Here is a 21356-nt window from a genome sequence, read left to right as displayed (position 1 = left end):
CGTGGACGCCCCTTTTTTTGCGGTGCCGGTTCGCGCGCAGCCGCGCGGCCCGTTCAGCGGTGGCTGTCGATCCACGCGCGGGCCCATTCGAGCCCCGCGTCGCGCGCTTCGTCCTCGGTATCGAACACGCCGAGCACGCCCGACGCTTCGACGAGCCGGTTGTTCTGCGTGATCGTGCCGCTCGCCGCGAAGCGTTCGGGCTGCAGGATCTCGTCCTGCTGCAGGATCGAATGGCCCCAGATCTGGTAGCCGTGATAGGTCTGCGCTTCCATTATCGCGTTACCTCCGCGGAACGGTTGCCGGTGCCGACGCGCAGCACGTTGCCGTCCGGCGTGTATTGCCGCGGGATGTCGGAGAAGTTGAGCGCGTGCGACGCGTCGGGCGCGGCCGGCTGCATCACCGTGAGCCGGCCCGGTGCGGGCTGCGCGATCGGGCGCGGTGCGGCCGGCGCGTTGACCGTCGCGGCGGGCGGACGATGCGGTGCGGCCTTCACGGCTTGCGCGACGCGGCGCTTGTGCGGCTTGATCGCGGCCTTCTGCTGCACGCTCGCATGCTTTTCCGCGGCCTTGCTGCCGGCGTGCGCGTCGGCAGCCGGGCGCGGAGCCTGCGTACGGGCATCCGGTGTGCGTGCCGCCGGCTGCCGCGCCTCGGGCGGGTTCCAGACTTCGACGTAGTGCTCGGCCGCCCAGCCCGTCGACGCAGCGCTCAGCGCCAGCAATGCGCATCCAAACAGTCTTACCATGGTCTCTCCGTCATCTTGCTTGCGGCTCGCGTCGCGTTGCGGTGCCCGATCCGGGATCGGCCGCTCATCAGCGTTCGGGGAACGCGGCTCACGAAAACACCTCGAGCCCGTGCTTCTCGACGATCTGCAGCATGCGCGCGGCGATACCGCTCGGCCGCTTGTCTCCCTGTTCCCACTGGCGCACGGTCGACGTCGTCGTGTTCAGGTAGAGCGCGAACACGCTCTGACTCACGTTGACCGACTTGCGGATGCGGGCGATGGCTTCCGGATCGAACTTCGGCGCGGCTTCGATGCAGAGCGCGTCGTATTCGCGCATCGTCTTCTTGTCGATCAGCTGTGCGCGATAGAGGCCCGACGCGGCGCTGTGGACCGCCTCCGTCGCGTCGCTCTTGAATCGGCTCTTAGCCATTGCAAATCTCCACCCACTCGTTCAATGCAACCAGTGTCGCGATGTCGACGTCGGTGCATCGACCGACATCCGCGGCGAGCTTTTTGAAGGCGCGCAACTCGCGAGCGTCGATGTTGTCGCGGTCGCATTTCGCGAACAGAAACACGAACACCCACGTATGCCCGACCTTGCCCAGCACGATGCCTCGCTGGCGATTCCCGTTCAGGCGCTTCTTCCAGACGTTGCCGCCGAGATCGATGCCCTGACCGCGGGCCAGCTCCCGCACCGCGCGGCACAGTTCGCCATCGGCGATGCCCGTCTTTCCCGCTGCCTTGTGAAACCACTTCGTCTTGAATACGCGTCGTACTGAAGCAGACATGTCGAGCCAGTCGAGTTAGCACAGGATTATATACCACTACGTGGTACATATTTCGACCTGGCCAAATGGCCTGAATGGCTTGCTCCGCGTCGAGACGTAGCCTGGAAGGGCCGGTGGCGGCCCTCCCGGGAGACGGGTTTTACTCCACCGTCACCGACTTCGCGAGGTTCCGCGGCTTGTCGACGTCGGTGCCGCGCGCGCACGCGGTGTGATACGCGAGCAGCTGCAGCGGCACGACGTGCAGGATCGGCGACAGCTGCCCGTAGTGTTCCGGCATCCGGATCACGTGCAGGCCGTCGTCGTTGACGATCTGCGTGTCGGCGTCGGCGAACACGTACAGCTCGCCGCCGCGCGCGCGCACTTCCTGCATGTTCGACTTCAGCTTCTCGAGCAGCGTGTCGTTCGGCGCGACCGTGACGACCGGCATCGCTTCCGTGACGAGCGCGAGCGGCCCGTGCTTCAGTTCGCCGGCCGGATAGGCTTCCGCGTGGATGTACGAGATTTCCTTCAGCTTCAGCGCGCCTTCGAGCGCGATCGGGTAGTGCAGCCCGCGGCCGAGGAACAGCGCGTTTTCCTTGCGCGCGAATTCCTCCGACCACGCGATGATCTGCGGCTCGAGCGCGAGCACGCTGTTCAGCGCGGCCGGCAGGTGGCGCAGCTGCTTGAGGAATTCCGCTTCCTGCGCGGCGTCGACGTGCCCGCGCAGCTTGCCGAGCGTCGCCGCCAGCACGAACAGCGCGACGAGCTGGGTCGTGAACGCCTTGGTCGACGCGACGCCGATCTCGGTGCCCGCGTGCGTCAGGAACTGCATCTCGGTGAGGCGCACCATCGCGCTCGTCGCGACGTTGCACACCGCGAGCGTATGCGCATGGCCGAGCGACTGCGCGTGCTTGAGCGCGGCGAGCGTGTCGGCCGTCTCGCCCGACTGCGAGATCACCAGCACGAGCTGGCGCGGGTTCGGCACCGATTCGCGGTAGCGGTATTCGCTCGCGATCTCGACCTGGGTCGGGATCTTCGCGATCGATTCGAGCCAGTACTTCGCGGTGAGGCCCGAGTAGTAGCTCGTGCCGCACGCGAGGATCAGCAGGCTGTCGATGTCCGCGAACGCGGCGGGCGCCGCGGCGCCGAACAGCGTTGCGTCGAATGCATCGGTTTGCGGCACCGTGTCGCCGATCGCGCGCGGCTGCTCGAAGATTTCCTTCTGCATGAAGTGGCGATACGGGCCCAGCTCGACCGCGCCGCCGTATGCGCTGACGACGCGGGTCTCGCGCTGCGCGAGCGCGCCGTGGCGGTCGACGATCTTCACGCCGGCGAGCGACAGTTCGCACACGTCGCCTTCCTCGAGGAACGTGAAGCGGTCGGTGCTGCCGGCGAGTGCGAGCGCGTCGGAGGCGAGGAAGTTCTCGCCGTCGCCGTGACCGACGACGAGCGGCGAACCCTGGCGCGCGCCGACGACGGTGTGCGGCTCGTCCTTGTGCGTGACCGCGATCGCGTACGCGCCGTGCAGCTGCTGCACGGCTTCGCGCACGGCGTCGAACAGGTTGCCGCGATACAGGCTGTGCACGAGGTGCGCGATCACTTCGGTGTCGGTCTGCGACACGAATTCGTAGCCCTTCGCGCGCAGCGCGTCGCGCAGCGTCTCGAAGTTCTCGATGATGCCGTTGTGCACCAGCGCGAGCGCGTTCGACGAGAAGATCGGGTGCGCGTTGTGCGTGACGGGCGCGCCGTGCGTCGCCCAGCGCGTGTGCGCGACGCCGGTCGTGCCTTCGAGGTGCGATTCCCGCACCTGCGCGTCGAGATCGGCGACCCGCGCGACGCTGCGTGCGCGCTTCGGTGCGCCCGGTTCGAGCACGGCGACGCCGCACGAATCGTAGCCACGGTATTCGAGGCGCCGCAATCCTTCGATCAGCACCGGAACGATATTACGCTGCGCAACTGCGCCGACAATGCCGCACATGAATGGTCAATCCTGTAAGTCGACGCGGGCGCCGTCCGGGCGCCCGCAAAAGGTTCAGCTCTTCTTCTTGACCGGGCGGACGTAGCCGCTCTTCGCGGTCTGCGTCTTCTCGTTCAACGCAAGGACGCCCTCGGCGACGTCCTTCCAGATCGTCGTGCCGGCCGCGATCGTCACGCCGCGGCCGACGCGCACCGGCGCGACGAGCTGCGTGTCGGAGCCGACGAACACGTCGTCCTCGATCACGGTGCGGAACTTGTTCGCGCCGTCGTAGTTGCAGGTGATCGTGCCCGCGCCGATGTTCACGCGTGCGCCGATGTCGGCGTCGCCGATGTAGGTCAGGTGGTTCGCCTTCGAGCCGTGGCCGATCACCGCGTTCTTCACCTCGACGAAGTTGCCGACGTGCGCTTCGTCCGCCAGCTGCGCGCCGGGGCGCAGCCGCGCGTACGGGCCGATCACGGTGTGCGCGCCGAGCTCGGCGCCGTCGATGTGCGTGAACGCGTCGATGCGCGTGCCCGCACCGATCGACGCATTGCGGATCACGCAGTTCGCGCCGATCGTCACGTTGTCGGCGAGCGTCACGCTGCCTTCGAACACGCAGTTCACGTCGATCGACACGTCGCGCCCGCACCGGAGCGTGCCGCGCACGTCGAGCCGCGCCGGATCGGCGAGCGTGACGCCGTCGACGAGCAGCGCATCGGCGACGTTGCGCTGATGGATGCGCTCGAGCTCCGCGAGCTGCGCCTTGCTGTTCACGCCGAGCGTTTCCCACGCTTCATCGGGCTGCGACGTGACGACCTCGAAGCCGGCCTCGATCGCGAGCTCGACGACGTCGGTCAGGTAGTACTCGCCCTGCGCGTTCTCGTTCTTCAGCGCGCCGAGCCACATCGACAGCTGGGCCGTGGGCGTGACGATGATGCCGGTGTTGATCTCGGCGATCTTCAACTGCTCGGGCGACGCATCCTTCTGCTCGACGATGCGCGTGACGAAGCCGGACGCGTCGCGCACGATGCGGCCGTAACCGGTCGGATCGTCGAGCGTGACGGTCAGAATCCCGTAGCGGCCTTCGCGCGCGGCATCGACGAGACGGTGCAGCGTCGACGCCCGGGTGAGCGGCACGTCGCCGTACAGCACCAGCGTCGGCTGCGCGGGATCGAGCAGCGGCAGCGCCTGGCGCACCGCATGGCCGGTGCCGAGCTGGTCGGCCTGCAGCGCGAACTGGACGTCAGGCGCGGCGACGGCGGCCTGGACCTGCTCGGCGCCATGACCGACGACGACGACGAGCCGCGACGGCTGCAGCGTGCGCGCGGTGTCGATGACGTGGGAGAGGAGCGGCCTGCCGGCCAGGGGATGGAGCACTTTCGGCAGCGCGGAACGCATCCGCTTGCCGGTGCCTGCCGCCAAAATCACGATATTCATGGCGCGCTTGCCGGAGGAGTTCGAAGCTGTCCATTTTAGCATGCGGCCCCCGGCGTTCCGGGCCTGTCGCGGCGGGGCGACAGTGCCGGAACGGGGCGCGCCCGGCCCCGTTCCGGCGATGGTCGGACCCTGCTTACAGGTCGTCGAACTGGACGATCGAGATCGGGCTGGCGGCGCCCGGCGCGGCTGGGTCGTCGCCGGACGCGCACGGCTCCTCGTCGAACGCGATGTCGCCCTGCGGATCGGCAACGCCCGACGCGCGCAGCGAGGCGAACGGGAACTGGGCCGTGTCCATCAGGTGCGACGGCACGACGTTCGAGAGTGCGCTGAACATGTTGTCGACGCGGCCCGGGAAGCGCTTGTCCCATTCGCGGATCAGCGCCTTCATTTCCGCGCGCTTCAGGTTCGGCTGGCTGCCGCACAGGTTGCACGGGATGATCGGGAATTCGCGCAGCGCCGCGAATTTCTCGAGATCGGTTTCCTTCACGTACGCGAGCGGGCGGATCACGACGTTCTTGCCGTCGTCCGACTGCAGCTTCGGCGGCATCCCCTTCAGCTTGCCGCCGTAGAACATGTTGAGCAGCAAGGTTTGCAGGATGTCGTCGCGGTGGTGGCCGAGCGCGATCTTGGTCGCGCCGAGCTCGCCGGCCACGCGGTACAGGATCCCGCGGCGCAGCCGCGAGCACAGCGAGCAGGTGGTCTTGCCTTCGGGCACCAGCCGCTTGACGATGCTGTAGGTGTCCTGGTTCTCGATATGGAACGGCACGCCGACCTGCGTCAGGTACTCGGGCAGCACGTGCTCGGGGAAGCCCGGCTGCTTCTGGTCGAGGTTGACCGCGACGATGTCGAAGTCGATCGGCGCGCGCTCGCGCAGGCGCAGCAGCACGTCGAGCATCGCGTAGCTGTCCTTGCCGCCCGACAGGCACACCATCACCTTGTCGCCCTGCTCGATCATGTTGTAGTCGCCGATCGCCTGGCCGACCTGGCGCACGATCCGCTTGAACAGCTTGTTGTTCTCGTACGCTTCCTTCTGCTCGCGGCGCGTCAGCGCGCGGCGGCCGGTGTCGGCGACGGTGGCGACGGTGGCGTCGATGGCGGCGCCATCGGCTGCCGTGTCATTCATGTGGGGGGCGTTCATGCGCGCTCCTCGTCCTTGATGCGAAAGACTTCGACGCCGACGGCGTCGCAGTCCGGATAGGCGTCCGGTTTCTCGGTACGGACTCGTACCGCGCGCACGGCGTCGTGCGCCAGCAGGTTCGCGGCGATCGCGTCGCACAGCGTTTCCTGCAGGTGGATGTGGCCGCGCGACAGGCACTGCGCGACGCTCTGCTTCATCAGGTCGTAGTCGACGACTTCGTGCAGCCGGTCGTCGACGGGGGTCGACTGGGCGAGCGGCACGAACAGGTCGACGTTGATGACGACGCGCTGCTCGCCGCGCTTCTCGTGTTCGAAGGCCCCGATGTTGATGTGCACCTCGTAGTCGCGCAGGTAGAGCCTGCGGCAGTCCGCGAGGCGGGGGTGCAGGAGAGCGGAAAACATGGTCGTTCCAGTCAAATTGGCGTGCGCGCACGCAAAGCGGCGCGGGCGGCGGCCCATCGGGCCGCGCGATCCGCGCAGTTCATTCATTCGGGCCGGCGGCGGGCGGCACCAGGTGCTCGCCGCCGTCGACGGTCAGCGTCGCGCCCGTGACGCCGGGCGCGCTCGCGAGATAGCAGGCCGCCGCCGCGATGTCGTCCGCGTGCGGCGCATGGCCGCGCACCAGCGCCGCGACCCGCACCTTCGGCGCGAGGGCCAGCGCCAGCGCGGAAGTCGCGCGGTTCAGCGCGGCCTGCATCAGCGCGTGCGACAGCTGCGCCGGCGCCGGGTGAAACAGGGCCTGGTCCAGCACGTGGATCGCGCACGCGCGCAGCGATTCGTCGTCGCGCGCGGCGTCGGGCGTCGCATCGGCGAGCGCGCGGGCCAGCGCGAGCGGCGCCGTCACGTTGCGTGCGAGTGCGGCAGCGAGCGACGCGCCGTCCACCGTGTGCGCGTCGTCGGTGCCGGCGCAGGCGCTCGCGAACACCACGCAGGCCGGCCGGCCGAGCGCTTCGCCGCACGCGGCGACGAGCGCGGCCGCGTCGGTTTCCAGGGCCAGATCGGCGTCGAACACGGCCGCGCGGCGGCCCAGTGCGGCAACTTCGGCGACGAGCGCATCGCCGGCCGCGCGCGGCGTGCCGGGGCTGCGCTGCAGCGCGAGGTCCCAGCCGCGCCGCGCGAACGCGGTCGCGAGCGCACGGCCGAGCGACGCGGCGTCGGCCGCGCTGCCCAGCGCGCCTGCGACGAGCGCGATGCGCGGGGGCGACGTATCGGCTGAAACGGTCATTTACAATGCCGGGATGAACCCGAAAGCTCACGAACCCGCTAGTTTACCTGCTCCCGGCCCTGACGCGCTTGCGCAGTCCGAAACCCTCGCCGCTCAATTGCGCGACGAGCTCGCGGCGGCCGGTGGCTGGCTGCCATTCGACCGCTTCATGGAGCGCGCGCTGTATGCGCCCGGCCTCGGCTATTACAGCGGCGGCGCGCGCAAGTTCGGCCGCCGCGCCGACGACGGCAGCGATTTCGTGACGGCCCCCGAGCTGTCGCCGCTGTTCGCGCAGACGCTCGCGAATCCCGTCGCCGACGCGCTCGCGGCGAGCGGCACGCGCCGCGTGATGGAATTCGGCGCGGGCACGGGCAAGCTCGCGGCCGGGCTGCTCGCGGCGCTCGATGCGCTTGGCGTCGAACTCGACGAATACCTGATCGTCGACCTGTCCGGCGAATTGCGCGAACGGCAGCGCGACACGATCGCGGCGGCGGCACCGGCGCTCGCCGTGAAGGTGCGCTGGCTCGACGCGCTGCCCGAGCGCTTCGACGGCGTCGTGGTCGGCAACGAGGTGCTCGATGCGATGCCGGTGCGCCTGTTCGCGAAGGCGGGCGGCGCGTGGCTGGAGCGCGGCGTCGCGCTCGACGCGCAGCACGCGTTCGTGTTCGACGACCGGCCCGCGGGCGCGGCCGGCCTGCCGCCGGTGCTCGCGACGCTCGACGTCGACGACGGCTACGTGACCGAAACGCACGAAGCCGCGCTGGCGTTCACGCGCACCGTGTGCACGATGCTCGGGCGCGGCGCGGTGCTGCTGGTCGACTACGGTTTTCCCGCGCACGAGTACTACCATCCGCAGCGCGACCGCGGCACGCTGATGTGCCACTACCGCCACCACGCGCACGACGACGCGTTCCTGTACCCGGGCCTGCAGGACATCACCGCGCACGTCGAATTCACCGGCATCTACGATGCGGGCGTCGCGACCGGCGCGGATCTGCTCGGCTACACGTCGCAGGCGCGCTTCCTGTTGAACGCGGGCATCACCGATGCGCTCGCCGCGATCGATCCGTCCGACCTCCATCGGTTCCTGCCGGCCGCGAACGCGGTGCAGAAGCTGATCTCGGAAGCCGAGATGGGCGAGCTGTTCAAGGTGATCGCGTTCTCGCGCGGCATCGACGGCACGCTCGACGCGTTCGCGCGCGGCGACCGCTCGCACGCGCTCTGACGGGAGCCCGGGATGCTGCGCTGGCTGATGGCGTCGTTCGTCGCGGTGATGATCCTGACGCGCTGCTGGCCGTGGCTCGGCAAGCTCGGTATCGGGCGGATGCCGGGCGACGTCACGCTGACGCTCGGCGGGCGGCGTTACCCGTTCCCGTTCATGTCGACGCTGGTGCTGACGATGCTGGTGTCGATGGCGGCGCGGCTGCTCTAGCCTGAAGCGGCGGCGCGTCGCGGGTGGGCCGCGGCGCGCGCAGGATGGTTTGGCGCGGGGCCGTGCGCGCATTACAGTTCGCGCATTACAGTTCGATCTCGCCGAGGATCCGGTGCGCGAGCGCCTTCGCCTCGTCGAACGCTTCCTCCTCGCTCGGGCTCGTCGTGTGGACGTCGTAGCGCATGTTCTCCGTCTCGTCGCCGTCGTCCCTGGCGAGGATCACGTAGCCCTGGAACTGCCCGTTGCCCGCGTGCTGCGTATGGGCCTTGGCCGTGTAGATGCCTTTCGTGAACGTGTTCGTGTCCATCGTGCTCTCCCGCAAAAGGACACTTCATCGTAGCACTGCGGCGCAGCATGTACAGCGTCGCGAATCGGCGACCGATCAGCGCGCCGTCATCATCCGGTCACCCTCCCGTCACCGTTCGAGCAGCGCGACGACCTCGTCGAGCGTCGGCGCATGCGCGCCCGTGTGGCGGCAGGCGGCGGCGCCCGCCGCGAGCGCGAAGGCAAGGTGCTCGCGCCACGACCGCTGCGGCGCGGCCATCAGGCTGAACAGCAGGCCGCCGATCGACGCGTCGCCCGCGCCGACGGTGTCGACCACCTCGACCTTCGGCGGGCTGGCCTCGAGCACGTCGCCGTCCGCGTAGAGCGTCGCCGCCTGCGCGCCGCGCGTGACGAGCACGGCCGCATCCGGATTCAACGCGCGCACCGCCGCGACCGCAGCGGGGCCGTCGCCGCCGAACAGGTGGCGCAGGTCCTCGTCGGACACCTTGATCAGGTCGGCGAGCGCGGCCATCTTCGCGAGCGTCGGCCGGTACGCGGCCGTCATCAGGTTCCGGTAGTTCGGATCGAAGCTGATCTTCACGCCGCGCGCGTGCAGGTCGGCCGCGAGCGCGACGAGCGTCCCGGCGAGGGGTTCGCGCACCAGGCTGATGCAGCCGAAATGCGCCCATTGCACGTGAGCGGCCCAGCCGGCCGGCAGCCGCGCCGGATCGAAGGCGAGATCGGCGCTCGCATCGCCGATGAAGAAGTATGCGGGCGGCCGCGTCTCGTGGACGATCGCGAGCAGCGGCGCACGCGGCACGCGCTGCAGGAAGCGCAGATCGAGCCCGGCGGCCTCGCTCGTGCGCCACAGCACGTCGGAGAAGCAGTCCTCGCCGATCGCGCCCGCGAGCGCGCTCGGCACGCCGAGCCGCGCGACCGCGCGCGCGACGTTCCAGCCGGCGCCGCCCGGCACCGAGGTCCACTGTGCGTCGCCGGCGCGCACCATGTCGGTCAGGATGTCGCCCGCCGACACGAAAGCCGGAAAGGTGCCGCCGCTCATTGCGTCGGCTCGCTGCGCGCCGCGCGCGCGAGGGTCGCGAGCACGTCGTAGCACGCGCCCATCGTGTGATAGTCGGTCTTGCCGGCCGGGCTCTTCTCGTCGCTGTACTTGCGGTTGTCGCAGGTGAGGATCCGGTACCACGCGCCGTAGCGGTGATCGACGAAATGCGCCCAGCTGTAGCGCCAGATCTCGTCGTACCAGTCCCAGAAGCGCTCGGCGCCGGTGCGCGCGCCGAGCATCGCGGCCGCCGCGAAGGTTTCCGCCTGCACCCAGAAATACTTGTTGTGGTCGCAGATCGTGAAGTCGGGGCCGAAGCCGTAGCAGAGGCCGCCGTGATCGGCGTCCCACGCATGCGTGAGCGCCGCGTCGAACAGCTCGGCCGCGCGCGGCACGAGCCAGTCGAGCGGGCGGTGCCGCTCCAGGATCAGCAGCAGCTTCGCCCACTCGGTCTGGTGCCCGGGCTGGAAGCCCCACGGACGGAAGATGTTCGAGCTGTCCTCCTTGTTGTAGTCCCAGTCGACCGACCAGTCCGCATGGTAGTGCTCCCACACGAGCCCGCCCGACAGCGCGGCCTGGCGCTGCGTGACGTGGGTCGCGAGCTTTTCCGCGCGATCGAGATAGGTGACGTGGCCGGTCGCCTCGTAGGCCGCGAGCAGCGCTTCCGTCATGTGCATGTTCGCGTTCTGGCCGCGGTACGTCGACACGTTCCAGTTCGGCGTCGCGTCGTCCGCGTAGAGGCCCGCGGCCGCATCCCAGAAGCGGTGTTCGGCGAGCTCGTAGGTCGAGGCGATCAGCGCGCGCGCTTCGTCGATGCCGGCCATCGTCGCGTGCGCGGCGGCCAGCAGCACGAACGCGAGCCCGTAGCAGTGGCGCGTGCCGTCGAGCGTCGCGCGCTTGCCGCCGTCACGCCAGTCGAGTTCCCAGTCGTAGCCCTGCAGGTCGCCGTCCCAGTGCGCGTCGCGCAGGAATCGCAGCCCGTGGCGTGCGTAGTCGAGATGGCGCGGATCGCCGAAATGCCGGTACGCCATCGCGTAGTTGAAGACGAACCGGCAACTGCTCACCAGATGCCGCGACGTGCGGTTGTAGAGGCTGCCGTCGTCGCGGAAGTAGTGGTAGAAGCCGCCCGTCGGGTCGAACGCGTTCGCCGCGTAGAAGCGCAGCGTGTCCTCGACGTGCGACAGCAGGAACGACGGATCGCGGAAGTTCGCGACGAACGGTGCCGTTTGCGCGTGGGCGGCCGGCGCGGCCGCGCGGGGGTGGACCGGAGGCATGTTCATGATTCTTGGACCGTGGCGGTATCGAGTGCCGGTGAGCCGGCGGGCTGGCTGCTGGCCCGCACGATCAGCTCGACGGGCAGGGAGATCTCGGTGCGCTCGGGTGCGTCGGCGAGCAGCAGCTCGACGCCGCGGCGGCCGAGCGCTTCCTTGTCGACCGCGAGCGTCGTGAGCGGCGGATTCGCGTGCGCGGCGGCCGGGATGTCGTCGAAGCCGACGATCGCGATGTCGTCCGGAATCCGCACGCCGCGCGCGATGCACACGCGCTGCGCGGCCAGCGCGGCGGCGTCGTTGTACGCGAACACGGCGTCCGGGCGCGGGCCCGGCGCGTCGAGCAGCTGCTGCATCGCGCGCGCGGCGCCGGTGTCGGGGTCGAGCCCGGCGTCGATCGTCACTTCATAGGCGGGATCGAACAGCCGTCCGGCCTCGAAGAACGCGCGCCGGTAGCCGATCGCGCGCTGCGCGATGCTGTAGTGCGCGCCGGGGCCGCCGATGAACGCGATCCGCGAGCGGCCGGTGGCGAGCAGGTGGCGCATGGCGAGCGCCGCGCCCGTCGCGTTGTCGATGTTGACCGAGCGCAGGCCCGGCGCCCACAGGTCGATCAGCACCAGCGGCCGGCCGGTCGCGGCGAGCGCCTCGATCGTCTCCGGCTCGATGAAGCCGGCCACCGCGATCGCGTCGGGTGCGTGCGGGCGCATCTGGCGCAGCACGTCGTCGTTCGGGCCGACCGTGAGCAGCGTCGGCACGATGCCGCGCTCGCGGCACGCGTCCTCGACGCCGTGCAGCACGTGCGAGAAGAACGGGCTGGCGGGAAAGCGGTTGTGCTGGCGGTGCAGCAGGAAGGTGAGCCGGCGGATGCGCGGCCGCAACTGGGCCGGGTCGTAGCCGAGCTGCTGCGCGATTTCGACGATCCGCGCGCGCGTGGCCTCGGACAGGCCCGGCTGGTTTTTCAGCGCGCGGGAGACGGTGCCGATCGAGACCGCTGCCGCTCGCGCCACGTCGCGAATGGTGGTGCCCATCGTTCGGGGTCCGGTTTGTTTAGGGTAATGGCGATTGTATAGTAAAACGCGGTGCCTAATTCGGGCCGGATAACCGGGGAATACCCGGAAATAACGGGGTTTTAGGCGCTAATCTGCAAAAACGCCGTTACTAAAAATACTAAACAAAACGCGGAAAAGGCAAGGTGATCATGCGGAATCGGGCGAGGGCCGGGAGGCGGCGCGTCACGTGCGGTCGGCGGTTCGGTGCAACCGGGCCGGAGGCAGGGCAGGCCGCCGCCGGGAAGCGGGAGCCGGGGCGTGCGACACCCGCCCCGCGGTTCGGGCAGCCGGCTGCCGCCCGTCTGCGGCCGGCAACCCGCGGGCGGCAAGCGGCTGGCCGCCGTTCAGCCCGCCGCCGCGTGCGGCGGCTCGCCGCGCTCGCGCAGCGCCGCGCGGCCCGCGTCGAGATCGACGACCGCGAGTCCGTCCGGCTGCTGCTTCGCGCGCCGCTTCGCGAGCGCCGCGACCGACGCGATCTCGTCGCTGCCGTAGCGCATCGCGCCATTCGCGCCGGCCGGCACCCCGACCGCGCCGATCGCCATCGTCACGAAGCCGAAGAACGCGGGGTTGCCGTGGCGGTCCTCGCCGCGCAGGCCGCCGGCCTGCCGGTCGGCCTGCGTGTAGAAGCGCCGCGCGCCGTCGTTGAAGCGCGCGATCGCGTCGGCCGCGCGCGTGCGCCAGTCGTCGCGCTGGAACAGCACGAGGAAATCGTCGCCGCCGACATGCCCGAGAAAGTCGCGCTGCGGATCGCATACGCCGGCCAGCACCGTCGCCGCGAACTTCAGCACTTCGTCGCCCTGCCAGTAGCCGTACTGGTCGTTGAACGGCTTGAACTGGTTCAGGTCGACGTAGCACGCGTGGAAGCCGGCATCGCGCTCGAGCAGCCGGTCGATATGCGCGCTGATCGGGATGTTGCCGGGCAGGAACGTCAGCGGATTCGCGTAGCGCGCGGCCTCGATGCGCATCTCGGTCACCGCGCGCACGAGGCTCTCGCCGGTGCCGAGCCCCACATAGCGGCCGTGCTCGGTGATCACGAAGCCGTCCGCGAGATAGCGCTGGTCGTGGCTCGCGAGCAGCAACGCGAGCTGCTCGACGGTCGTCGCGTTGTCGATCATCAGCGGCGTATCGTTCGCGAACTGCAGGCACGGTTTCTTCCCGAACACCTCGCGGTGGTAGGGCAGCGTGAAGCGATCGATGAAGCCGCGCCGGTTCACGAGCGCGACCGGCCGCCCGCGTTCGACGAGCGCGACCGCGTGCAGGCCCGGCATCCGGTTGAACAGCGCGAGCACATCGTTGCTGGTCGCGTCGAGCGGCAGCGCGGGCGCGGGGACGAGCATCTTCGCGGCGATCGTGCCGGCCGGCCGCCCGGTGCGGGTCGCGCCGGGGAACACCGCGATGTGCGGGGTGCGGATCGCGTCGCGCGCGGCCGGCTCGACGACCCGCGACGGTTGAGCGTTCGGCCGGCCGAGCAGGAAGCCCTGCACGCAGCAGATGCCCATGTCGCGCACGACGATCAGGTCGCACTCGTTCTCGATCCCTTCCGCGATCAGTTGCGCGCCGCTCGCGTGCGCGAAGTGCTGCATCGCCCTGACCGCCTCGAATTTCAGCGGGTCGCGTGCGATGTCGTGGATGAAGAAGCGGTCGATCTTCACGACGTCCGGATGCAGGCGCAACCACAGGTTCATGCTCGCGTTCGCGGTGCCGTAGTCGTCGAGCGCGAACTGGATGCCCGCGTCGCGCAACGACGCGACGGCCGGCCCGAGGCGCGCGACGTCCGGCATCGCGGTCTGCTCGGTCAGCTCGATCACGATGCGCCCGGTGTCGACCTGCGCGCGGCCGAGCAGCTGCCGTGCGCGCTCGCGTTCGCGCGCGAGCTGCAGGATCGTGCCCGCGCTGAAGTTGAGGAACAGCTTGCCGTCGCAGCCGAGGGCGACGAACGCGTCGAGGCACGCGAGTGCGGCTGCCTGTTCGAGCGCGACGGTCGCGCCGTCGCGGGCGGCCTGCGCGAACAGCGCGGCCGGCGTCTCGAGGTCGGTGCCGCGCGGGCCGCGGATCAGGCCTTCGTAACCGACGACCGTGCCCGACCCGAGGTCGACGATCGGCTGGAACACCGCGGCGAGCGCGCGCTCCGCGATCAGGCGCGTGGTGGGGGCGGCGGATGAATCGGGATGAGGCGCGGGCATGAACGAGGGCGGCCGAAGCGACGGGACGCTCGACTTTAACGGCAGCGCACGCTGGGAATTGAATGAAGATTTCGTGACGCGATGCCCGTTGTTGGTGCGGGCAGCGCGCCGAGGTTGGGGTGGTGGTGGTGGTGAGGCCGCGTCCTGCCGCGTCAGCGCTTGCCCGCGTTCAGCGCACCTTGCGGGCGCGCCGCGCCGGCCGACGCGTTTTCGCCGTCGTGCTCGCCGCTCGTGTCGCGCGCTCCCCAGCGCTGCGCGAGCGCCGCGCACGCCATCAGCTGAATCTGGTGGAACAGCATCAGCGGCAGCACGATCGCGCCGACCGCCTGCGCGGAGAAAATCACCTTCGCCATCGGCACGCCGGCCGCGAGGCTCTTCTTCGATCCGCAGAAAATGATGGTGATCTGGTCGGCCCGGTTGAAGCCGAGCCGCTTGCCGACGACCGTGGTCAGCACCAGCGCGATCACGAGCAGCACGATGTTGACGACCAGCAGGCCGCCGAGCGCGCGCGCCGGAATCTGGTGCCACAGCCCCTGGTTCACGGCCTCGCTGAACGCGACGTAGACCACGAGCAGGATCGAGCCCTGGTCGACGAAGCGCAGCACGCCGCGATTGCGGTCGATCCAGCCGCCGATCGCGGGCCGCAGCAACTGGCCGGCGATGAACGGCACGAGCAGCTGCATCACGATGCTGCCGACGGTGCTCCACGGCGACGCGGCCGCGGCCGACTGCGAGGTGATCATCAGCCCGACGAGCGCCGGCGTCACGAAGATCCCGAGCAGGCTCGACGCGGACGCCGCGCACACGGCGGCCGGCACGTTGCCCTTCGCGATCGACGTGAACGCAATCGACGACTGGACCGTCGACGGCAGCGTGCACAGAAAGAGCACGCCGGCATAGAGCGTCGGCGTGACGAGCGGCTGCAGCACCGGCTTCAGCGCGAGGCCGAGCAGCGGGAACAGCGCGAACGTGCTGAGCAGCACGACCGCGTGCAGCCGCCAGTGGGTCGCGCCCGCGACGACGGCTTCGCGCGACAGCTTGGCGCCGTGCAGGAAGAACAACAGGCCGACGGCGATGTTGGTCGCCCAGTTGAACGCATGGGCGGCCGGGCCGCGGCACGGCAGCAGGCTCGCGAGCACGACGGTGCCGACGAGCGCGAGCGTGAAGTTGTCGGGAAGGAAACGGGGACGGGCCATCGGGAACTCATTTGGAAACAGCGGGCGCGCACCTCGCGCGAGAATGCCGACATTGTCCCGGTTGGTCATTCAATACACAAATTCATTATGTGAATCAATTGATGAATCGATTGCATGCACCGGCGAACGCTCGCGGACGCCCGCCGACGCGCAAACCGGCAGAAGAATGTTCTGCCGCGATTGCGCCCCGAAGTGAAAAAACCTAGCAGTAACATGGTGTTACACCGATGCCGGCGACCTAACACTTTTTGGCTCGACACCGTTTCGGACCGCTCATAAATTACTGCTGAAAGGCTTGCGTCGGCCGGAAACGGCCGGGGCGAGCGGCAACAGGCACTGAATGATGACGGAACGGGTGAAACGGAAGGTCGGACGATGGGTGGCAGGCGTGCTCGGCGCGCTGCTGGTGCCGCTCGCGCTTGCGCAACCGCCGCACGGCGGTCAGGCGTTCGGCGGTCACGGCTTCGGTCACGGTTTCGGCGGCGGCGACATGCGTGCGTACGGCCAGCCTTCCGGCAACGCCCAGGTCTGGCGCCGGGCGCTGCCGCCCGGCGGCGCGCGTGCCGGCGGCGTGAGCGGCTACGGCTCCCGCTGGGGGCTGCGGCCGACGCCGTCGTATGGCCATTACGCCGCGCAGAGCCCGTATCGCCCGATCAGCGCCGACTCGCGCCAGATGCCGCGCCCGCCGGGCGGCGGCAACGTGCCGCTGCGTGCCGGCTCGATTCGCGCCGATGTCGCGCGCTACAACGAGGAGCGCGGCGGCCGTCCGCTGCCGCCGCCCCGCGCGCAGGAAGAACCCGGCCACTCCCCGTTTTTCTCCCCGTTCTACCGAAACTGAGCGCGCCGCGCGCGCGTTGAGCGCTCCGCGCGTTCGTCCCCCCGCCGGCCGTGATGCGAATTCGCCACAGTCGCGCGCACATTTCCGCTGATTTTCCCGCCGCATTGCGCTATCTTTCGCGCCCCGGCCCGCGCCCGCCCGCGGCCGTCCCGTCGCGTGCCAGCGCCGCGCGGGACCGCTGGCGAGCGCCCGGTCACGGGTCGAATCCGCGAAAGTTAATGCCGCCGCTATACCCGCAATAAGTCCGCGCAATTTTGACCGGACAAATGATCCGTAAAGATGGCTGCGCCCCATACGACGCAAGCAATCGGCTCCAAACAACAACGCTCGCGCCACTTATCGACCATTCGACAAAACCTGGAGATCCCATGAAAGCATTCGCTCGCCGTGCGTCGCGCACGTCCGTCAAGCTGATCGCCGCGGCCGCCTGCGTGGCGGCAACCGCACCCGTCCACGCGCAATCGAGCGTCTCGCTCTACGGTCAGGTCGACGAATGGATCGGCGCAACCAAGTTCCCGGGCGGCGATCGCGCATGGAACGTGTCGGGCGGCGGGATGTCGACGTCGTACTGGGGCCTGCACGGCGCGGAAGATCTCGGCGGCGGCTACAAGGCGATCTTCACGATGGAGAGCTTCTTCCGCGCACAGAACGGCCAGTTCGGCCGCTTCCAGGGCGATACGTTCTTCGCGCGCAACGCGTACGTCGGTGTCAGCTCGCCGTACGGCACGGTGACGGCAGGCCGCCTGACGACGCACCTGTTCCTGTCGACGATCCTGTTCAACCCGTTCTATGACTCGTACACCTTCTCGCCGATGGTGTACCACGTGTTCCTCGGCCTCGGCACGTTCCCGACCTACCCGAGCGACCAGGGCGCGGTCGGCGATTCCGGCTGGAACAACGCGCTGTCGTATACGTCGCCTTCGTTCGGGGGCCTGAATTTCGCGGCGATGTACGCGCTCGGCAACACGGCCGGCGACAACCGTTCGAAGAAGTGGAGCGCGCAGTTCAACTACGCGAACGGCCCGTTCGCGGCGACCGCCGTCTACCAGTACGTGAACTTCAACAACGGCCCGCAGGACCTGAGCTCGCTCGTGACCGGCATGAAGAGCCAGGGCATCGGCCTGGTCGGCGCGACCTACGACCTGAAGTACGTGAAGCTGTTCGGCCAGTATATGTATACGAAGAACGACCAGGTCGCGGGCAGCTGGCACGTGAACACCGCGCAGGGCGGCGTGTCGGTGCCGCTCGGCGTCGGCAACGCGATGGCGTCGTACGCGTATTCACGCGACGCGGGCGGCCTCGACCAGACGCGCCAGACCTGGGCCGTCGGCTACGACTATCCGCTGTCCAAGCGCACCGACGTCTACGCCGCATACATGAACGACCACATCAGCGGCCTGTCGAGCGGCAACACGTTCGGCGCAGGCATCCGCGCGAAGTTCTGACGAACGGGTTCGCAGGGCGCGCGAGCCGCGCCCGCGCGTCCTGGCTGCCGGTTTTCCGCCCGAAACGGCGTCGCACCCCGCGACGCCGTTTTGCCTTTGTTGACCTTCTTCTTGCCTCGCCTTTGTTACCCTATCTCGTAATTGCATGATTCCCAGGAATTGCGAGCTAGTTCGATGGATACCCTCGTCAGCATGAATGTGTTTCGCTACGTCGTCGAAGTGGGCAGCTTCGTCGGCGCGGCGGAGCGCATGCAGATGTCGGCCGCGATGGCGAGCAAGCACGTGATGCATCTCGAGCAGCAGCTCGGCGCGCGGCTGCTGCATCGCACGACCCGACGTGTCGCGCCGACCGAGGCGGGACGTGAATACTATGAGCGCCTCGTGCAGGCGCTGTCGGAACTCGACGAAGCCGGACAGGCGGTCGGCGCCGCGAGCGTCGTGCCGCAGGGCCGCCTGCGCGTGACGTCGCTGTCCGCGTTCGGCTTGCGCCACGTGATGCAGGCCGTCACCGATTACGCGGGCCGGTTCCCGGACGTGACCGTCGACATGACGCTGTCCGATCGCGTGGTCGACCTGATCGAGGAAGGCTACGACGTCGCGGTGCGCGCGGCGCCGAACGGACTGAAATCGTCGTCGCTGGTCGCGCGGCAGATCGCGACCGCGCACATCATGCTGGTCGCGTCGCCCGCGTATCTCGAGAAGCACGGCACCCCCCAGACGATCGGCGATCTCGCGCACCACAACTATCTGCGCCGCGATTCGAATTCGACGATGCTCGATTCGCTGGTGATCGAAGCGGCCGCCGCGTCGCGCGTGAACCTGAACGGCAACCTGATCGTGAACCATCTCGAGGGGCTGCGCGCGGCCGTGCTCGCGGGCGCGGGCATTGCGCTGCTCGGCACCGAGGTGGTCGGCGACGATCTCGAATCGGGCCGGCTCGTGCCGGTGCTGCTCGATTCGGTGCCGCCGCACGAGGCGCCGATCTATGCGGTGTACGCGAGCCGCCGTCACGTGTCCGCGAAGGTGCGTTCGTTCGTCGACTTCCTCGCCGCGCGTTTCGAAGGGCAGTCGCTGTGCCCGTCGATCGAGTCGCGCCTGCGCGTGCTGCCGATCACGCGGGTCAAGCGCGCCTGAGCGCCCCGTCGGCACGCGTGCGTGCGGACATGAAAAAAGCGCGAGCCGTTGCGGTTCGCGCTTTTTTTTGTCGGGTCGGACGTCATGCGCGGCGGGCCCGCCCCGCCGTCGCTTGCCGTGCGTCAGCGGGCGATGCCGAGCCGCGCCTTCGCGTCGTCGTACTCGCGCTTGAGCCGCTCGACGAGCGCGCCGACGCTCGGCAGGTCGTCCATCAGGCCGACGCCCTGGCCGGCACCCCAGATGTCCTTCCACGCCTTCGCCTTGTCGCCGCCGAAATTCATCTTCGACTTGTCCGATTCCGGCAGCGCCTCCGGATCGAGGCCGGCTTTCTCGATGCTCTCGCGGATGTAGTTGCCGTGCACGCCGGTGAAGAGGTTCGTATAGATGATGTCCGACGATTTCGCGTTGACGATCGCGCGCTTGTAGTCCTCGACCGCGTGCGCTTCCTGCGTCGCGATGAAACGCGTGCCCATGTACGCGAAATCGGCGCCCATCGCCTGCGCGGCGAGGATCGAGCCGCCGTTCGCGATCGCGCCGGACAGCACGATCGGGCCGTCGAACATCTTGCGCACTTCGCCGACGAGCGCGAACGGCGACGTCGTGCCCGCATGGCCGCCGGCACCGGCCGCGACGAGGATCAGCCCGTCGACCCCGGCTTCGAGCGCCTTCTGCGCGTGGCGCAGGTTGATCACGTCGTGCAGCACGATGCCGCCGTAGCTGTGCACCGCGTCGATGATCTCGCGCGCCGGCGCGCGCAGGCTCGTGATGAAGATCGGCACCTTGTGCTCGACGCACACGCGCACGTCATGCTCGAGCCGTACGTTCGACTGATGGACGATCTGGTTGACCGCGATCGGGCCGATGACCGCGTCCGGGTGCTTCGCCCGGTGGTCGGCGAGCTCGGACTGGATCTGCGTGAGCCACGCGTCGAGCAGTTCGGCCGGACGGGCATTGAGCGCGGGGAATGATCCGACGATACCCGCCTTGCATTGCGCGAGCACGAGTTCGGGGTAGCTGACGATGAACATCGGCGACGCGATGACGGGCAGCGTCAGGTTCTGCAGGACGGCGGGCAATGCCATGTGATGTCTCCAGTCTCGAGGGGCGGCCGGACGCGGCGCGATCGCGCCGATGCCGGCATCATGCTTGACGGTCGAACCATGCTTCGAGTGTAGCGGTGCGGAGCAGGTTCATATCAATACGAACGGTCGTGCGATTCTACGCGAGCTTAGCAAAGCGGGCGGCGTCGCGACAATCGAGTGAGTGTTCTCTTTCTAGGTATTCGGGCATCTGCCGAGCGCAGCGATCGGCCGGGCGCTCCTACAATAGCCGCCATAACAAACCAACGAGAAACAACCATGTCGTTCGACGCGTTTGCACCGTTTCGCGTGACGGTGCAGGACACCGACATCTTCGGTGTCAAAGGAGGCGCGGGGCCGCCGCTTCTGCTGCTGCACGGCCATCCGCAGACTCACATGATCTGGCATCGCGTCGCCGCGACGCTCGCGAATCACTTCACGGTGATCGCGACCGACCTGCGCGGCTACGGCGCATCGGGCAGGCCGCCGAGCGACGCGTTGCACGCGCCGTATTCGAAACGTGCGATGGCCGCCGATCAGGTCGCCGTGATGCGGCATTTCGGCTTCGAGCAATTCCATGTGTGCGCGCACGATCGCGGCGCGCGCGTCGCGCACCGGCTCGCGCTCGACCATCCGGCGGCCGTCGAGCGGATGATGCTGCTCGATATCGCGCCGACGCTCGCGATGTACGAGCAAACCGACCGTGCGTTCGCCACCGCGTACTTCCACTGGTTCTTCCTGATCCAGCCGGCGCCGCTGCCCGAAACGCTGATCGAAGGCCGCACCGATGCGTACATCGAGCGCGTGATGGGCAACCGCTCCGCCGGGCTTGCCCCGTTCGCGCCGGCCGCGCTCGCCGCGTATCGCGCCGCGCTCGCGCAGCCGGGCGCCGTGCATGCGATGTGCGAGGACTATCGCGCGTCGGCGACGATCGATCTCGACCACGATCGCGCGGATCTCGAGCGCGGCAACAAGGTCGCGTGTCCGCTGCGCGTGCTGTGGGGCGAGCGCGGGATCGTCGGCCGCTGCTTCGATCCGCTCGAGGAATGGCGGCGCGTCGCGCGCGACGTCGGCGGCCGCGCGCTCGATTGCGGGCACTACATTCCGGAGGAGGCGCCCGTCGCGCTGATCGACGAACTGCTCGCGTTCTTCGAGGCGCGCGACGCGGCCGCGTAAGCGAGCGGGTTG

At 68.9% G+C, this 21356-nt stretch carries 22 protein-coding genes; 6 read left to right on the top strand and 16 right to left on the bottom strand.

Features of this window, described 5'->3' with window-relative positions:
* Positions 1–53 precede the first annotated feature (53 nt).
* The 9 genes from ACTJKF_RS22325 to ACTJKF_RS22285 all read right to left on the bottom strand — a co-directional run bounded on the left by ACTJKF_RS22325 (position 54) and on the right by ACTJKF_RS22285 (position 7244).
* A complete protein-coding gene (locus ACTJKF_RS22325) occupies positions 54–272 on the bottom strand; it encodes a hypothetical protein (protein ID WP_321806723.1) in 219 nt (72 codons plus the stop codon).
* A complete protein-coding gene (locus tag ACTJKF_RS22320) occupies positions 272–742 on the bottom strand; it encodes a hypothetical protein (protein WP_440626176.1) in 471 nt (156 codons plus the stop codon). The genes ACTJKF_RS22325 and ACTJKF_RS22320 overlap by 1 nt, the downstream gene beginning before the upstream one ends.
* 88 nt (positions 743–830) lie before the next feature.
* Positions 831–1151 (bottom strand): helix-turn-helix domain-containing protein, encoded by a 321-nt coding sequence (locus ACTJKF_RS22315; RefSeq protein ID WP_440626174.1) that lies wholly within the window; start codon positions 1149–1151, stop codon positions 831–833.
* Positions 1144–1509: a type II toxin-antitoxin system RelE/ParE family toxin gene (locus tag ACTJKF_RS22310; protein ID WP_440626172.1), complete on the bottom strand. Its 366-nt coding sequence runs from the start codon at positions 1507–1509 to the stop codon at positions 1144–1146. Before ACTJKF_RS22310 ends, ACTJKF_RS22315 begins: the two co-directional genes overlap by 8 nt.
* A 139-nt stretch (positions 1510–1648) precedes the next feature.
* Entirely contained in the window at positions 1649–3466 is a 1818-nt protein-coding gene (gene glmS / locus ACTJKF_RS22305; protein ID WP_440626170.1) for a glutamine--fructose-6-phosphate transaminase (isomerizing), read from the bottom strand.
* Between the two features lie 54 nt (positions 3467–3520).
* Complete coding sequence (gene glmU / locus ACTJKF_RS22300) at positions 3521–4882, bottom strand: bifunctional UDP-N-acetylglucosamine diphosphorylase/glucosamine-1-phosphate N-acetyltransferase GlmU (RefSeq protein WP_440626168.1); 1362 nt, start codon at positions 4880–4882, stop codon at positions 3521–3523.
* Positions 4883–5015: 133 nt separating this feature from the next.
* Entirely contained in the window at positions 5016–6020 is a 1005-nt protein-coding gene (ttcA, locus tag ACTJKF_RS22295; protein ID WP_440626167.1) for a tRNA 2-thiocytidine(32) synthetase TtcA, read from the bottom strand.
* Positions 6017–6421: a dihydroneopterin aldolase gene (locus tag ACTJKF_RS22290; RefSeq protein WP_440626165.1), complete on the bottom strand. Its 405-nt coding sequence runs from the start codon at positions 6419–6421 to the stop codon at positions 6017–6019. Before ACTJKF_RS22290 ends, ttcA begins: the two co-directional genes overlap by 4 nt.
* Positions 6422–6500: 79 nt before the next feature.
* Positions 6501–7244 (bottom strand): SDR family oxidoreductase, encoded by a 744-nt coding sequence (locus ACTJKF_RS22285; RefSeq protein WP_440626163.1) that lies wholly within the window; start codon positions 7242–7244, stop codon positions 6501–6503.
* Between the two features lie 13 nt (positions 7245–7257).
* Here ACTJKF_RS22285 and ACTJKF_RS22280 point away from each other — a divergent pair, with 13 nt between their 5' ends.
* Together ACTJKF_RS22280 and ACTJKF_RS22275 are read left to right on the top strand one after the other, a co-directional pair.
* The gene (locus tag ACTJKF_RS22280) at positions 7258–8448 is read left to right on the top strand and encodes a class I SAM-dependent methyltransferase (RefSeq protein ID WP_440626161.1); all 1191 of its coding nucleotides are present in this window, start codon (positions 7258–7260) and stop codon (positions 8446–8448) included.
* A 12-nt stretch (positions 8449–8460) separates the two neighbouring features.
* Entirely contained in the window at positions 8461–8655 is a 195-nt protein-coding gene (locus ACTJKF_RS22275; RefSeq protein WP_175970794.1) for a DUF2905 domain-containing protein, read from the top strand.
* An 85-nt stretch (positions 8656–8740) separates the two neighbouring features.
* On the opposite strand, the gene ACTJKF_RS22270 is transcribed toward ACTJKF_RS22275, so the two are convergent.
* The 6 genes from ACTJKF_RS22270 to ACTJKF_RS22245 form a co-directional block, all read right to left on the bottom strand.
* Positions 8741–8962, bottom strand: coding sequence for a hypothetical protein (locus tag ACTJKF_RS22270; protein WP_060110715.1), 222 nt, complete (start codon positions 8960–8962; stop codon positions 8741–8743).
* Between the two features lie 108 nt (positions 8963–9070).
* Complete coding sequence (locus tag ACTJKF_RS22265) at positions 9071–9979, bottom strand: carbohydrate kinase family protein (protein ID WP_440626158.1); 909 nt, start codon at positions 9977–9979, stop codon at positions 9071–9073.
* Positions 9976–11256, bottom strand: a complete 1281-nt coding sequence (locus ACTJKF_RS22260; RefSeq protein WP_440626156.1) for an AGE family epimerase/isomerase — start codon at positions 11254–11256, stop codon at positions 9976–9978. The genes ACTJKF_RS22265 and ACTJKF_RS22260 overlap by 4 nt, the downstream gene beginning before the upstream one ends.
* Positions 11253–12272: a LacI family DNA-binding transcriptional regulator gene (locus ACTJKF_RS22255; RefSeq protein WP_440626154.1), complete on the bottom strand. Its 1020-nt coding sequence runs from the start codon at positions 12270–12272 to the stop codon at positions 11253–11255. Before ACTJKF_RS22255 ends, ACTJKF_RS22260 begins: the two co-directional genes overlap by 4 nt.
* Before the next feature lie 365 nt (positions 12273–12637).
* Entirely contained in the window at positions 12638–14476 is a 1839-nt protein-coding gene (locus ACTJKF_RS22250) for an EAL domain-containing protein (RefSeq protein ID WP_440626153.1), read from the bottom strand.
* 152 nt (positions 14477–14628) lie between these two features.
* Entirely contained in the window at positions 14629–15672 is a 1044-nt protein-coding gene (locus ACTJKF_RS22245) for a bile acid:sodium symporter family protein (protein WP_440626151.1), read from the bottom strand.
* Positions 15673–16015: 343 nt separating this feature from the next.
* Here ACTJKF_RS22245 and ACTJKF_RS22240 point away from each other — a divergent pair, with 343 nt between their 5' ends.
* From ACTJKF_RS22240 to ACTJKF_RS22230, 3 genes are all read left to right on the top strand, one after another.
* The gene (locus tag ACTJKF_RS22240; RefSeq protein ID WP_440626187.1) at positions 16016–16510 is read left to right on the top strand and encodes a peptide-binding protein; all 495 of its coding nucleotides are present in this window, start codon (positions 16016–16018) and stop codon (positions 16508–16510) included.
* Between the two features lie 368 nt (positions 16511–16878).
* Positions 16879–17955 (top strand): porin, encoded by a 1077-nt coding sequence (locus ACTJKF_RS22235; protein ID WP_440626149.1) that lies wholly within the window; start codon positions 16879–16881, stop codon positions 17953–17955.
* A 174-nt stretch (positions 17956–18129) separates the two neighbouring features.
* Complete coding sequence (locus tag ACTJKF_RS22230; protein WP_440626147.1) at positions 18130–19089, top strand: LysR family transcriptional regulator; 960 nt, start codon at positions 18130–18132, stop codon at positions 19087–19089.
* A 122-nt stretch (positions 19090–19211) separates the two neighbouring features.
* Here the strand turns inward: ACTJKF_RS22230 and ACTJKF_RS22225 are convergent, their stop codons facing one another.
* Positions 19212–20171 carry an NAD(P)H-dependent flavin oxidoreductase gene (locus ACTJKF_RS22225; protein WP_440626145.1) on the bottom strand — a complete coding sequence of 320 codons (960 nt, stop codon included), beginning with the start codon at positions 20169–20171 and terminating at the stop codon, positions 19212–19214.
* 276 nt (positions 20172–20447) lie between these two features.
* Between ACTJKF_RS22225 and ACTJKF_RS22220 the strand changes: the two genes are divergently transcribed.
* Complete coding sequence (locus ACTJKF_RS22220; RefSeq protein ID WP_440626143.1) at positions 20448–21344, top strand: alpha/beta fold hydrolase; 897 nt, start codon at positions 20448–20450, stop codon at positions 21342–21344.
* Positions 21345–21356: the final 12 nt, after the last annotated feature.

Source organism: Burkholderia sp. 22313 (genome assembly GCF_052045245.1).
Taxonomy (GTDB): Bacteria; Pseudomonadota; Gammaproteobacteria; order Burkholderiales; family Burkholderiaceae; genus Burkholderia.
The sequence above is the reverse complement of the archived record's forward strand: the minus strand, read 5'-3'. Positions and strand labels throughout refer to the sequence as shown.

Coding starts and splice junctions, on each gene's coding strand:
- ACTJKF_RS22260 (WP_440626156.1), bottom strand. CDS start 11,256: ATGAACATGCCTCCGGTCCACCCCCGCGCGGCCGCGCCGGCCGCCCAC.
- ACTJKF_RS22285 (WP_440626163.1), bottom strand. CDS start 7,244: ATGACCGTTTCAGCCGATACGTCGCCCCCGCGCATCGCGCTCGTCGCA.
- ACTJKF_RS22255 (WP_440626154.1), bottom strand. CDS start 12,272: ATGGGCACCACCATTCGCGACGTGGCGCGAGCGGCAGCGGTCTCGATC.
- ttcA (WP_440626167.1), bottom strand. CDS start 6,020: ATGAACGCCCCCCACATGAATGACACGGCAGCCGATGGCGCCGCCATC.
- glmS (WP_440626170.1), bottom strand. CDS start 3,466: ATGTGCGGCATTGTCGGCGCAGTTGCGCAGCGTAATATCGTTCCGGTG.
- ACTJKF_RS22265 (WP_440626158.1), bottom strand. CDS start 9,979: ATGAGCGGCGGCACCTTTCCGGCTTTCGTGTCGGCGGGCGACATCCTG.
- ACTJKF_RS22325 (WP_321806723.1), bottom strand. CDS start 272: ATGGAAGCGCAGACCTATCACGGCTACCAGATCTGGGGCCATTCGATC.
- glmU (WP_440626168.1), bottom strand. CDS start 4,882: ATGAATATCGTGATTTTGGCGGCAGGCACCGGCAAGCGGATGCGTTCC.
- ACTJKF_RS22245 (WP_440626151.1), bottom strand. CDS start 15,672: ATGGCCCGTCCCCGTTTCCTTCCCGACAACTTCACGCTCGCGCTCGTC.
- ACTJKF_RS22220 (WP_440626143.1), top strand. CDS start 20,448: ATGTCGTTCGACGCGTTTGCACCGTTTCGCGTGACGGTGCAGGACACC.
- ACTJKF_RS22280 (WP_440626161.1), top strand. CDS start 7,258: ATGAACCCGAAAGCTCACGAACCCGCTAGTTTACCTGCTCCCGGCCCT.
- ACTJKF_RS22250 (WP_440626153.1), bottom strand. CDS start 14,476: ATGCCCGCGCCTCATCCCGATTCATCCGCCGCCCCCACCACGCGCCTG.
- ACTJKF_RS22315 (WP_440626174.1), bottom strand. CDS start 1,151: ATGGCTAAGAGCCGATTCAAGAGCGACGCGACGGAGGCGGTCCACAGC.
- ACTJKF_RS22235 (WP_440626149.1), top strand. CDS start 16,879: ATGAAAGCATTCGCTCGCCGTGCGTCGCGCACGTCCGTCAAGCTGATC.
- ACTJKF_RS22275 (WP_175970794.1), top strand. CDS start 8,461: ATGCTGCGCTGGCTGATGGCGTCGTTCGTCGCGGTGATGATCCTGACG.
- ACTJKF_RS22310 (WP_440626172.1), bottom strand. CDS start 1,509: ATGTCTGCTTCAGTACGACGCGTATTCAAGACGAAGTGGTTTCACAAG.
- ACTJKF_RS22230 (WP_440626147.1), top strand. CDS start 18,130: ATGGATACCCTCGTCAGCATGAATGTGTTTCGCTACGTCGTCGAAGTG.
- ACTJKF_RS22290 (WP_440626165.1), bottom strand. CDS start 6,421: ATGTTTTCCGCTCTCCTGCACCCCCGCCTCGCGGACTGCCGCAGGCTC.
- ACTJKF_RS22225 (WP_440626145.1), bottom strand. CDS start 20,171: ATGGCATTGCCCGCCGTCCTGCAGAACCTGACGCTGCCCGTCATCGCG.
- ACTJKF_RS22320 (WP_440626176.1), bottom strand. CDS start 742: ATGGTAAGACTGTTTGGATGCGCATTGCTGGCGCTGAGCGCTGCGTCG.
- ACTJKF_RS22270 (WP_060110715.1), bottom strand. CDS start 8,962: ATGGACACGAACACGTTCACGAAAGGCATCTACACGGCCAAGGCCCAT.
- ACTJKF_RS22240 (WP_440626187.1), top strand. CDS start 16,016: ATGACGGAACGGGTGAAACGGAAGGTCGGACGATGGGTGGCAGGCGTG.